The sequence below is a fragment of the Methyloversatilis universalis EHg5 genome (assembly GCF_000378945.1).
Taxonomy (GTDB): Bacteria; Pseudomonadota; Gammaproteobacteria; order Burkholderiales; family Rhodocyclaceae; genus Methyloversatilis; species Methyloversatilis universalis_A.
On the sequence record NZ_KB900539.1, the window covers coordinates 1,128,203 to 1,141,017 of the forward strand.

The window sequence follows — 12,815 nt, forward strand, 5'->3', positions numbered from 1 at the left end:
TGACTTGGGCATTCTACGGGGACGGGGTTAAATCAGTGTTTCCTTAGACGGCGGATGTGCAGTCGATGTGCCAGAGCCGCCGCAAGCGCACCTAAAGCTCCGCTCATCAGCACATGTGATGCAAGATGTGCTCCCCTTGCGACCTGAACCACGCCCGCCAGAAGGCCAAGAGCCAGCACGGCCACAAGCAAGTTCCTGCGTTTGTGTCCGCTGAGAATCGGGACAACTGCCAGCCACATGAAAGCGCTCGATGCATGACCACTGGGCAGGCAACGTCCCGGGCCCGCATTGCTTGGAGCGACATCCAGCAATCTAAAGAACTCGGCTGATCCACCGAATTGAGTCAAGTACCAAGGGCAGCTATGAAGAGAAATGCTTCGGGCATAGCTGGTTGCGAGAACAATGAATAGGGATGCGGTCAGAACAAAATTCAGCTCTCTTGATGCAATCCTCAAGTGAAGACTTCCGATACCCGATATACGGATGCACAGCAAGCCGGTCCAAATCGTCAGCGAAAGCCACTTGAAGCCGTCATGAAGCAAGCCCGACCACAACTCCGCCTCCCGTAGTGGAAAGCGAGTGGAACCTGGATCGAAGAACTGCCTGGACAACCACAGATCGGCGCCGCTCCAACGCGATGCAAAGAGGGCAAGAAGCAGACACACTAGCGCCACCAACCAGAGATCGGCGTCGCTTCGCGATGAGCTGGATGGAGGAGCCTTACTTGCTCCTCTGCTTGAATACCCATGCCGCTGCGCGCTGGCACTTTGCTCCTTCGAAGATGATTTCATCCTCAATCGCCCGAAGTGACTCATGTCACCGGGTCTTCACCATGAAACCCACACCCCTTACGGTGATGATGGTATCTGGTGGGAGCTTTCGCCTCAGGTTGTGGATGTGTACGTACAGAGCATTACTGCCCAGGTCCTCGTCCCAACCATATACGCACTGACAGAGCGCCTCTGCCGCAACAGCACGCCCGGCGTGAGCGATCAAGTGCTTCAATATTTGAAACTCCCGTCGCCGGAGGGGAATCTCGCAATCACCCACTATCGCGCACCTCGCTCCCAGATCGATCGCCACCGACCCCGTATCTAGCACGCTCGCAATCGATCCACTGTTACGTCTATCAAGCTCTCGTAGCCGTGAGAGTACCTCGTCGAGATCCGGGGGCGACATCACCGCATCATTTGCGCCGGCGTTGAACGCCTCGCTAAGACGGGTGCCTGGCTGAACGAGCGCAAAAATTGGAAGGGACGTAAAACGCGACCGAAGGGACGCAAGATGAGTGCACAGTGCAGTCCCTGCAAACGTTGGTCCAAGTAGCAATCCGCCCCACTCGAAGGATGTGAGTGAATAAATCAGTTCCGACGCGGTATTGATTGCCTCCACGCTATACCAGTGTTGCTTAAGCGCCCCAACGAGGTGCTCGCGCAGGGAGAGATCATCTGTAGCGACAAGGATCCTCATAGAGCCGCCTCAACTGGTGAGGCCTCCCGACAAGGAGCAAACAGATCGAGATCCGTCTTGTATGCGGAGGTGCGCACATCAAGTGCGCCAAGGACTGAATGAAACAGGTTGTCGTGGCTCAACGTCCGGCTAGCTTGCGCCTGCAAGCACTCCATGGACAGCCGTTGATCCTTCAAAAAACTAGACGACGCCCAAAAAATCATTGGGATCTGAAACTGAACTTCCGGAGCAATTGAACGGGGAGCTCCATGGAGATAAATTCCTGCTTCACCCAGAGACTCGCCATGGTCGCTCACATAGAGCATTGAAGAAGCCCCTACATTTGGTGACTCCTTTAGCGTCTCTATGATTCTTGCTAGGACGTGATCAGTGTAGAGAATGGTATTGTCATAGGCGTTGTGCAACGAATCAGCTGAGCAGTCATCCAGATTAATGGTTTGGCAGACCGGCCTGAAGAACTCGAACTCAGGCGGATAACGTCGCCAATAGGCCGGACCGTGGCTCCCTTTCTGATGCAAAACAAATACGGTGTCTCGCTTCAGGTCTGATAACCTCGTCCGCAACCGATCGACCAGAATTTCGTCAAAACACTCGCCATCCCGGCAGAATCGCGGGTCAGTCTCCTTTGCAAGGTTCTGCGATTCGACGCGATCACACAGCTTCTTGCAGCCAGAGTTGTTGTCCAACCAGACCACGTCCAAACCGGCACGAGCAAGGACGTCCAACAAATTCTCCCGGCCCCTGAATGCTTCCTCGCTGTATGACCGCTGTCCAAGATCGGAGAACATGCACGGTAGTGATACTGCGGTCGACGTCCCACACGAGGTTACGTTGTCAAAGGAGAGAACGTCCGCAGCTTCGAGCTGAGGATTTGTCCTTCGCTCATGCCCCTCGAGCGAGAAATCGGTAACACGTGCGGTCTCGCCAACGACAAGTACAAAAATGCTTGGACTGGTTAAGCCTCGTCTTACCTCGGGACGAGAAGCGTCAAGCCCGACGTGAACGGTGGATGGCGTGGTTTGCTTTGGTTGAACGTATCGAAAAGTCGAATAGACAGCATTCAGGGGGTTGAACTGATACCGAAGCCCTCGATCGTTCCTGATTACCGATGCGTACTCTGCGCTGAAGATTGCGAACAGAAGTACAGCACCAATCAGATTCACGACGACAAAGCCCGAGCGCCACATGACCGTGCGAAGCGCAGAGCCTTCTCGAACTCGTACTCTTACTCGTGCCAACCACAGGGACGGTAGTACTCCCACGACGAGAACCCAAGCTAGGAACGGTCCATCGACCAACTCAGCTGCTTCTGCCGGATCGGTCTCAAAGACGTTCTGAACCATAGTTCTATCAATCCCTACGCCATATCTGTCGACAAAGGCGCTGGTCGTAGCAGCCAACACAACAAAAAAGATCAGTACCGGCCGTCTCAGGCGTCCAACTGCCAGAACACCCAAGACCACATTGAGAATCATTGCCAAGGTCAGCCCGATGCCGACCACGAACAGGACATCATCAAGCCGCGTCAAATCGCGGCCATCAATCAGGCGCGTCCAGAAAGCCCGATTGCAAAGAAGAACAATCCAAAGCGATGCGAACGCCATTACGGAGAACTGAGACCAGCCCTCCGTTCGTGCAGAATTCTCACGAAGCATAGAGTGACTCCTCACCCAATCAGTGCGTGTTCATTGAGGCGTCTCAACCTTAGGGTTGAGACGCGGAAGAGACAGTTCGTTGAACTAGACTGAAAGAGTCTTGGAGTCCTCCTCTGATCGCCGACGACCACCGTAAAGCAACGGCAGCACCAGTAAGGTCAGTGCCGTTGAAGACAGGATGCCGCCGATGACCACTGTGGCCAGAGGGCGTTGCACCTCAGCTCCGGTTCCCGTGGCGATTGCCATCGGTACAAAGCCCAAGGATGCGACCAAAGCTGTCATTAACACTGGCCGCAACCGTTGCAAAGCGCCTTCCCGAATCGCTTCTGTGAGTGACATCCCTCCTTCGCGCAGACCACGGATGCAGGAGATCATCACCAGACCATTGAGCACGGCCACCCCCGAGAGCGCAATGAAGCCGACTGCCGCTGAGATGGACAACGGAATGTCTCGAAGCCATAGCGCCAGCACACCACCCGTGAGCGCAAATGGAATCCCTGTAAAGACCACCAATCCGTCGCGGATCTTGCCGAACATCATGAACAGCAGCAGGAACACCAGGCCCAAGGCAATAGGGATTACAAGCTTCAATCGATTCGATGCAGATTGGAGGTTTTCGAACTGCCCACCCCACGTCATCCAGTAGCCAGGAGGCAGTTTCACTTCTGTTGCCAGACGCTGTTGGGCTTCAGCGACGAAAGAGCCCAGATCCCGGTTCCGTACGTTCGTGGTCACTACGATTCGGCGCTTTCCGTTTTCGCGACTGATCTGGTTGGGTCCAGGTTGCATGTCGAGCGTTGCGAGCTCAGACAGGGGAACAAAGCGTCCGCCACCCCCAGTTGCCGCAGGAAGTTCGATTGGCATGCGCGCGAACGCATCCAGATCTGTTCGTGCTTCGTCCGCAAATCGCACAACGATGTCGAATCGACGGTCTCCTTCGAAAACGACACCGGCTTCGCGTCCTCCCATGGCCGTGGCGACAGCGTCCTGGATACTGCCCACATTGACGCCGTAGCGAGCAGCCTTCGCACGATCAATCCGCACGGTAAGCACGGGTAGGCCGCTTGTTTGTTCTACCTTGGCCTCAGCAGATCCCTTGATGGTGGAGAGAACTGCCATGATGCTCTCGGCATTTCTATTGAGCGCATCCATGTCGTCACCAAATATCTTTACGGCAACGTCGCTGCGCACACCGGAGATAAGCTCATTGAATCGAAGTTGGATGGGCTGCGAGAACTCATAGCTCTGGCCAGGCATCTCTTCCAGAGCCTCTCGAACAGCGGTCATTACCTCATCTCTGGAGCGACGCGGCGTCGGCCACTCACTGACGGGCTTCAGCATCACGTAGGCATCGGAGATGTTTGGAGGCATCGGATCCGACGCCACTTCCGCTGTACCGGTACGAGCAAACACACGTTCAATCTCCGGGAAGCGTGTCTTGAGCGTCATCTCCAGCTTTTGCTGCATCTCGACTGACTGACTGAGACTGGTGCCTGGAATCCGAAGCGCCTGAATGGCAAAGTCGCCCTCATTGAGGCTCGGGACGAACTCGCTACCCAAACGCGACGCAAGCACCCCCGCGCCTATCACCATCGCTGATGCCAAGACCAGGACTACAGTCCGATTGGCAAAGGTACGGTCCAGCAGTCTCATGTAGATGCTGCGCGCACGCTCCATGATCTTGCTTTCTCCTTCCGTCACCGACCTCCCTATACACATGGCAAGTGCTGCAGGAACGAAGGTTACCGACAGGATCATGGCGCCCAGAAGAGCGATCACCACTGTGAATGCCATCGGATGAAACATCTTGCCTTCAACCCCGGAGAGGGCGAACAACGGCAGGTACACCACCATGATGATCAGTTGCCCGAAGAGCAGAGGACGGCGTGCCTCTCGCGCAGCCTCGAAGACCTCATCCAGCCGCTCTCGCAGATTCAGAAGACGTCCTGCTTCCTTCTGACGATGGGCGAGCCTGCGAACGCAGTTCTCAACGATCACAACCGCGCCATCAACAATGATCCCGAAGTCGAGCGCACCGAGGCTCATCAGATTCGCGCTTACTTTCTGCTGAACCATGCCGGAAAACGTAAAAAGCATGGAAAGTGGGATCACGAGCGCCGTGATGAGTGCTGCGCGGATGTTTCCGAGGAAAAGGAACAAGATAACGATGACTAGGACTGCACCCTCAAGAAGATTCTTCTTTACGGTGGCAATTGCCTTGTCCACCAGGGTAGTACGGTCGTAAACCGTCACCGCCTTGACCCCTACAGGCAGGCTTCGATTGATTTCTTCCATTCTTTGGGCAACCGCCTGCGCAACGGAGCGGCTGTTCTCGCCGATGAGCATGAACACGGTGCCCAAGACGACTTCACGACCATTGTCTGTAGCAGCCCCAGTGCGCAGCTCACGGCCAAATTTCACCTCCGCGATGTCCTGAATGCGGACGGGAACTCCATTTACCGTCGTCACAACGATGTCCGAGACCTCCGACAGCGAGCTGACTTGACCAGGCGCTCTGACCAGATACTGCTCGCCATTACGTTCGATGTATCCCGCACCAACGTTCGTGTTATTGGTTTCCAGCGCAGCCACGAGTTGACCAAGAGTGATGCCAAAGGCACGCATCCGATCTGGATTGGGAGCTACCAGATACTCACGCGCGAAGCCACCAATCGTGTTTATCTCTGTGACGCCACGAACGGTGCGCAACTGCGGCTTGATAATCCAGTCCTGTACCTCCCGAAGGTCCATCGGAGTCCATGGAGTCCCATCAGGCTTCAATGCGCCTTCAGCTGCCTCTACTGTCCACAGAAAGATCTCACCCAGGCCTGTGGAGATCGGCCCCATTTGCGGCGCCACGCCCGCGGGCAACTTGCTGCGAGCTTCCTGCAAGCGCTCGTTTACGAGCTGGCGAGCAAAGTAGACGTCCGTGTCGTCATCAAAAATGACGGTGACCTGGGAAAGTCCATACCGCGACAAAGAGCGAGTCTGGGAGAGGCCTGGCAGGCCTGCCATGACGGTCTCGATTGGATAGGTGACGCGCTGCTCGGTTTCCAAGGGTGAATAGCCGGCAGCCTGCGTATTGATCTGCACCTGAACGTTGGTGATGTCAGGAACTGCATCTATGGCAAGACGCTGATAGCTGTAAATACCGAATAAAGCCATACCGAGTACCGCAAGCAACACCAGCAGGCGCTGCTCGATACTCACACGAATGAGTTTTTCGAACATCTTCGTCTCCTCAATGAGCGTGCTCGGCGCTGTCTTTGCCGAGTTCTGCCTTCAAGACGAAGCTGTTGCGAGCGACGTACTCTTCACCCGCGGTAACCCCCTCAAGGACTTCGACGTGATCACCATCGCGACGTCCGAGCTTCACGGGACGCACTACGAAGCCCGACGGGGTGCTCACGAAGATGCTGTCCTTGCCTTCGATGTTCTGGATGGCCGCTGAGAGCACCGTCACGGCAGCTTCGGTGGTATCCAGGCCGATGGAAACCGTTACGAAGAGACCCGGCCTCCACGCCAGATCAGGATTCCGAAGCACCACGCGCGCGGGCGCGGTACGGGTCTGCTCCCCGAGCAACGCTCCAACGTAGGTAACAATCCCCTTTGCAGAAACGCCTGACGCAGTTGATCGGACGGTCACCTCAGTGCCGCTTCGCACCCGCATTAATTCCTGCGCCGGAACGCTGATCTCCGCCCACACTGTAGTGAGGTCGGCCACAATGAACGCTTGAGTGTCTTCTCGCACCGCCTCTCCGCGGGTAAGGTGCTTTTCGACTACTGTTCCAGCAAATGGCGCCCGCAAGGCAAACTGGTTGAGCTTGTCTTCACCGGAACCCGTATTCGCACCAAGTGCTGCGAGTTTCTCCCGGGCATTCGCCACCATGATCTCCGCTTCGTTCATGGCTTGCCGTGCTTGCAGATAGTCCAGCTCTGGAGACACCTTTTGCTCCCAGAGCGACTTTTCTCGTTCATAGGTAGTGCGGGCCAGATCGAGGCGCTTCTTTGCCGAGAGCAACTCGCTGCGCTGTTCTGCAAGCTGGGTGCTAGCAATCACTGCCATGACCTGCCCCTGGGCCATGGAGGCACCCAGATCGGCGCTTACCTCCTCAACGACCCCTGCAACACGTGGGACGACGTGTGCCATTCGGTCCGCATTGAAGCGTATCTCTCCCGGCAGCTCCAGGAGGGTTTTCAACTGCCCGGGAGCGGCCTTTTCAACCGCCAACCCGGCCTGTGCAATCTGGGTTTGGTTCATCGGTATGGCGTCTGGAACTCCTTCCTTCGACTTCGGTCTCTTGGGTTCGTCCTTGCTGTGGTCATGGTCCTTGCCGTCTTCCTTTGACTCGCTAGGAGCCGCGTGGTCGTGACCATCGTGACTCTCCTCGGTCTTGCCAGAAGAATGGCCGTGACTGACCTCCATCCAGGAGTAAGAGGCCGCAGCCGCGGCAGTGACCAGCACTGCGATTAGGACACTCAAGAGCGGCCGTTGCTGGATCCAGTTGGTAATCGGTTGGAGGATCATGGTTACTCGCCATCCTTTCGATCGCCCACTATGCTGCGCATAGTCGCGATGGCTTCATTCATTTCGGTAAGGGCGCGCACATACTGGGAGCGAGCCTGAAAGAGGGTGCGCTGGGCGTCGAGTACTTCGAGAAGCGTGAACTTTCCGAGCTCAAAGCCGATGGTTGCTGCGCCGTAGGCACTTTGGGCGCCCGGCAGAATGTCCAGCTCCAGAGTGCGGACAAGACCTTTGGCCGTAGAGGCTCGCTCGTAGGCACGCACCAGGCCTTCCGAAAGCTGAGCTCGCAGCGCCATCAATTCGTCCTGAGCCTGATCAGCACGACGCAGTGCTTCGAGTTGTGCGCCCTGGTTGCGGTCATTGATTGCCAAGGGAATGGAGAAACCGAACAGGACCTGGGTGAGGCCCAATTCGTTGTTTCGAGCAGCCCCCACACTCAATCTGACATCCTGTACTCCACGACTACGCTCCAGATCCACGACCGCCCGACGGCGGCTGATCTCAGTTCGAGCACGTTCCATCAAAGGAGAGCCATCAAGCCCTGACAACATGTCTGGCAGCGGGCGCAAGCCGGACTCATCATTCAGAGATCCAGTTGCGTACTCGAACCTCGGCATCGCATTGCCCCATAGTGCAGACAGTCGAGATCTGGCAACCGCTAGAGCACCGTTTGCCGCGCTAAGCTCCGCGCGTACTGCCGCCTGTGCTAACTGAGCCCGAGTCTCTTCTACGGGAGACACCTTTCCTGCACGAACTCGCCGGCCGGCGATATCGCTAACCCTCTCTGCAAGGTCGAGTGAGCCCTGAGCTAAACGCTGGCTTTCCTGTGCAGCAAGGACTCCGCGAAACGCAGCTTCAATCTCGGCCCGTAGGGCGCGCTCGCGAGCAAGAAATTCCTGCGTGGCAATGCTCTGTCCGAGCTCAGCCACAGAAATTCGTGCTTCGCGTTTTCCACCACGCTCGATGAGCTGGCTCAGTTCCAAGGTGGTCGTTCGATTGCGGTCTCGCAGATCCTCAACTCGCATTCCCAACTCAGGATTGGGGCGCAAGCTGCTCTGGAGGCGATCTCCATCACGTGCCCGCACTTCGCGCGCCAAAACCGTCAGCGATGCGTTGTTTGTGAGGACGTACTCGATCGCTTGTGAAAGCGAGAGGGGTGTTACTGGCTCGACAAATCCTGCGCCAGTCGACGCTGCTGGCAGGTTGTCAGGAGAAATGGCATAGCGCGGGCTAAAAGGTTGCCCAGAGGTCGGCGCCGGGGTAGTGGGTTGAGCATGGACGACAACGGCCCATACACAACCCACCGCCAGCGGCAGCAGTTTGCTGAACATGAATTCACTCCAACTTGCTCGAACGAGATCTGGACGAACTCCAGGTGCTATGTCGGCGACCAGGAGACGTCTGACGAACAGCTGACGAGCGCACGGACACGACCATGGCTGGCCGTTACCGAAGCGACTCAGGTCTTGATCGTGAGGATCAGAACCTCAGGCAGCCGCGAGCAAAGGTGGCCGATAGAGGCCGGGCGGAATGAAGGATTGAAAGCTGATCGCTGCGCTGGGGAGCGCAGCTTGGCTAGTTGGGGCGGGATGCCAAGCATGAGATGCGCTGGCTTGGGCAGGAGTATGGGAGAACTGATGCCCCGCACATCCATGATGATGATCAGTGGCGTGGGGTTCTTCACCACCGATCGACGAGTATTTCGTATCCCAATCTGCTGCCATAGTCTTGTGCTGGTCGCCAAGGACGTGACCAAGCTCGGACTCACTCGCGACCACTTCCCAGCCAAAGTGAGGACTGAGCAGCGTGACCATCAAGATTCCGACAAGAAAAGCGGCAAAGAAGGAACGAACCTGTTGCATCTTTTTTTTATACCACAGATGGGCTCATCGTTTGCACGTCGCCACATTTAGTCACGAGTGTGTCGGTGTTGATTCAATTTGCGTGCCAGTTCAGTCTGTTGCTGCATGGAGGGCCATCCGAATAAGGCTGCCCCTGCTGCTGCTTGAACCAAGGCATAGATGCCGTAAATCAGTCCTGCCCCCACGCCTTGAGCGGCTGAAACGCCAAAGACGGATAACGCACCCGCAGCAGCAGCTTCGCGGGCTCCCCATCCACCCCAGCTAACAGGAATCGCTGCCATCAAGAATATGGGAAACGACACGGTGGCCCAGACAGCAGTAGAGAGTTCAAGATGGATTGCCTTAGCCCCAAGTGCTAGCGCGCCGATGGAGAGCCACTGCACACACAGTGCAGCGACGCTTTGCAAAACGTACTGCCGGCGGATCCGCATATGGCAAGTCTCCAAAGAGATCACCTCTTCGTGGAAGCGTCGCCACGCAGGAGCAAGCCGACGCAGGAACAAAAGGGGCAAGAGGGTCCAGAGAATGCCGATGACGACAAACAGCGGTTTAGAAGGCTCGGGAAATTGATCCGTCCAAGATACTTGGCCAGCGATCAGCGTCCATGTGAAAGCACTCCCCATAATGCTGATTGCGATCACCAACCAGAAGCCCCATACGCGATCGAGCAACACAGATAATGTTGCCCCCATTGGGTGCATGCCTTGCTGACGAAGAACCAGCGCACGATAGACATCCCCACCCACAACCCCTCCGGGTAGCAGCGCATTCAGTGCCATCGCGCGGAAGTAAATCTGTAGTGCGGTCGTCGAAGTGATCGGGTGACCAAGCCATGCGGCCAACTCACGCCAGCGCAGGGCGGAGATAACGTTGGACAGCACAGACAGAATGAGACCAGCAGTCAGCCAAATCCAGTTGGCACCGGCAAGCACCGCGAATACCTCTCGCGGATCGGCAAACCAAACTATGCCAAACAGGAGGACACCGCCGATTGCCAAACGCGAACGTTGAATCCGCGCTTTCTTCAATTGCGTGTATCTCGAACATGGTACTGAGCACCGCCGCGGCCCTCATGGTAGATCCGGCTCAACAGCTCGCCCACCAAGCCTGCAACCACGAGTTGGACGCCCACCAATAGCAGCAGGACCCCTACCGTCAGTAAGGGGCGTCCAGCAATGTGCTCCCCTAAGAGTTTGAGAAGGCCTAGCCAAGACAGAATGGCAACGCCAAGAGCCGCGAGCCATAGACCCAAACCACCAAAAGCATGTAGTGGGCGCTGACGGTAGCGCATGAAGAACACGATGAGCATGAGATCAAGAACTACTCGAAAGGTCCGATCAATGCCGTACTTCGATACCCCATGTGTGCGTGCATGATGTCGGACAGGCATCTCAGCGATTCGCGCCCCTACGTCTCGTGCGAGCGACGGGATGAAGCGATGCAGCTCACCGTAAAGCCGTATACGGTCGATGACCTCCCTGCGATAAGCCTTCAACGCACAGCCGTAGTCATTAAGCTGGACGCCAGTGACCCGTGAGATCAGTGCATTGGCGATATATGAGGGAAGACGGCGGGAAAGAGCTTTGTCCTGTCTGTGCTCCCGCCATCCGGAGATCACATCTATCCCTGCATCGGAGTCCAGACGGTCCAGCATGGCGGGGATGTCGAACGGATCGTTCTGCATGTCTCCGTCCAACGTCACCACATAGCGACCGCGCACGCGGTCAAAACCGGCTTGTAGCGCACTCGACTGACCGTAGTTCCGTACAAGGCGTACAGGACGAAGCCATGGCCGCTCCGCGGCAAGTCGCAGCAGCATCTCGCCGCTGGCATCGCGGGATCCATCATCGACAACAATCAGTTCGAAAGCACGTGAAGTCGGAGTGAGTGCAGCAAACACGCACTCCACAAATTCTCCGACGTTTCCCTCCTCGTTGAAGATAGGCACGACGATGGAAACGTTGACGCAGCCGTCCTGGCAAGGAAGTTCGAGCGAGCTAGTACGCTCTGTAACAGGAGGCATGAGGGATCCCCGGTACCGCAGAAGAAGATCCTCTTATTCTTAACGAGAGCAATTTAAACAGGCGTTAACGGCGCGAAAAGGGCGCGCTGCGAGAATCGGTCGCATGATCACCTCAGCCATCAAGGGCCCGTTCGCTCTTCTCGTCGTCTACTTTGGGGCGCAGGTCTGCGCTCGCGTTTTTGCGTCCCCTGGCCTCGAACTCCATGAAGCAGAGCAGGCGCTATGGACGCAGGATCTGGCGCTCGGATCTGGCACTCAGCCTCCGCTGTACACATGGGTCCAGTGGCTTGTGTTCAAGCTGTTCGGTGTGTCGATCTTCTCACTGTCGCTGCTGAAGAATACTTTACTCGCAAGCACCTATGGATTCGTGTGGTTAGCCGCACGTCGCTGGTTACCGCCTTCGCTGGCTGTCTTAGCTGCCGCCTCATTGCTTCTGATCCCTCAGATCGGATGGGAATCTCAACGAGACCTCACACACTCGGTACTTGCGGCAGCAGTTGCTGCTGCGACGTTGTACGTTCTGATTCGTCTGATCGAAAGGCCGACGCCCAGGCTGTACCTCTTACTCATACCGCACGGACTGTGGCTGCTTGACCATTGGGATCTGGCGAGTACTCGAACAATGGAAAAGCTTGGTCAGACGCCCCTAGGCGGGTACGGCATCGTTCGAGGTATAAGCAGCCTCGTCAGCGCCACTGGGGCAACTATTGGTGTGCTTTGCCTTATTTATATGTTGCTCCTTGGTTGGTCAGTGTGGAAAAGGCATGAGGGAGACCACTATGACCGACAGATCTGTTCATTCTGGCAACAGTACTTCCGGGCACTGACCGCATTGCTACTGGCCCTTGTTCTTTTTTTTGGGGTCATGCACTTCAAGGGACGCTGGCTGCAGCCATTGTTGTTCGCAGTTCCGTTCGCCTTCTTCTGTTGTCGGAAGAAGCTCGTCGGCCATGCGCGCCTCCGGTGGCTCAAAGTCGTTCTGAGTGTGCTTGCCGCGCTATATCTGGCCGTGGCAGCGTTCAGACCATCTCCTGAATGGATGGCGGGATCGACCTGATGAGTTATGAGCCAATAGTTGCTCTGACCGACACCTTGCTAAAAAGTGGTTATCGGGGCGAAACGCCGACCATCACTGATGACGCAGTTCTGGGAGGAGTCCTTCGCATACGTTATCCCGGCGTGAGGGTCATCATCTGGAAGCCAGGCAGCCCACTGCCTGCTGAACATCAGAGGCCGCATCTACTGTTAGGTCAACGGGATGGAGGACTTGCTCTGTTCGA

Annotated in this window: 10 protein-coding genes; 2 read left to right on the forward strand and 8 right to left on the reverse strand. The window is 56.4% G+C overall.

What is annotated here, in order from left to right; genetic code table 11:
* Positions 1-32: 32 nt before the first annotated feature.
* The 6 genes from METUNV2_RS19480 to METUNV2_RS18910 form a co-directional block, all read right to left on the reverse strand.
* Positions 33-815: a phosphatase PAP2 family protein gene (locus tag METUNV2_RS19480; RefSeq protein ID WP_081618506.1), complete on the reverse strand. Its 783-nt coding sequence runs from the start codon at positions 813-815 to the stop codon at positions 33-35.
* Between the two features lies 1 nt (position 816).
* Positions 817-1,470: a winged helix-turn-helix domain-containing protein gene (locus tag METUNV2_RS20325; protein WP_018228435.1), complete on the reverse strand. Its 654-nt coding sequence runs from the start codon at positions 1,468-1,470 to the stop codon at positions 817-819.
* Entirely contained in the window at positions 1,467-3,125 is a 1,659-nt protein-coding gene (locus METUNV2_RS19490; protein WP_081618507.1) for a phosphoethanolamine transferase, read from the reverse strand. Before METUNV2_RS19490 ends, METUNV2_RS20325 begins: the two co-directional genes overlap by 4 nt.
* 84 nt (positions 3,126-3,209) lie before the next feature.
* Positions 3,210-6,356 carry an efflux RND transporter permease subunit gene (locus tag METUNV2_RS0105200; protein ID WP_018228437.1) on the reverse strand — a complete coding sequence of 1,049 codons (3,147 nt, stop codon included), beginning with the start codon at positions 6,354-6,356 and terminating at the stop codon, positions 3,210-3,212.
* A 10-nt stretch (positions 6,357-6,366) separates the two neighbouring features.
* Positions 6,367-7,653, reverse strand: a complete 1,287-nt coding sequence (locus METUNV2_RS0105205) for an efflux RND transporter periplasmic adaptor subunit (protein ID WP_008063255.1) — start codon at positions 7,651-7,653, stop codon at positions 6,367-6,369.
* 2 nt (positions 7,654-7,655) lie between these two features.
* Positions 7,656-8,981 carry a TolC family protein gene (locus METUNV2_RS18910; RefSeq protein WP_036271170.1) on the reverse strand — a complete coding sequence of 442 codons (1,326 nt, stop codon included), beginning with the start codon at positions 8,979-8,981 and terminating at the stop codon, positions 7,656-7,658.
* A gap of 306 nt (positions 8,982-9,287) precedes the next feature.
* Between METUNV2_RS18910 and METUNV2_RS20085 the strand changes: the two genes are divergently transcribed.
* Positions 9,288-9,563, forward strand: coding sequence for a hypothetical protein (locus tag METUNV2_RS20085; RefSeq protein WP_018228439.1), 276 nt, complete (start codon positions 9,288-9,290; stop codon positions 9,561-9,563).
* On the opposite strand, the gene METUNV2_RS0105220 is transcribed toward METUNV2_RS20085, so the two are convergent.
* Both METUNV2_RS0105220 and METUNV2_RS0105225 read right to left on the reverse strand, forming a co-directional pair.
* On the reverse strand, positions 9,560-10,540 hold the full coding sequence (locus tag METUNV2_RS0105220; RefSeq protein ID WP_008063252.1) for a lysylphosphatidylglycerol synthase transmembrane domain-containing protein: 981 nt from the start codon (positions 10,538-10,540) through the stop codon (positions 9,560-9,562). The two genes, METUNV2_RS20085 and METUNV2_RS0105220, sit on opposite strands and share 4 nt — an antisense overlap.
* Positions 10,537-11,535 (reverse strand): glycosyltransferase family 2 protein, encoded by a 999-nt coding sequence (locus tag METUNV2_RS0105225; RefSeq protein ID WP_026187891.1) that lies wholly within the window; start codon positions 11,533-11,535, stop codon positions 10,537-10,539. The genes METUNV2_RS0105220 and METUNV2_RS0105225 overlap by 4 nt, the downstream gene beginning before the upstream one ends.
* Before the next feature lie 103 nt (positions 11,536-11,638).
* Between METUNV2_RS0105225 and METUNV2_RS0105230 the strand changes: the two genes are divergently transcribed.
* Positions 11,639-12,592 (forward strand): glycosyltransferase family 39 protein, encoded by a 954-nt coding sequence (locus tag METUNV2_RS0105230; protein WP_018228442.1) that lies wholly within the window; start codon positions 11,639-11,641, stop codon positions 12,590-12,592.
* The last annotated feature ends 223 nt before the right edge of the window (positions 12,593-12,815 follow it).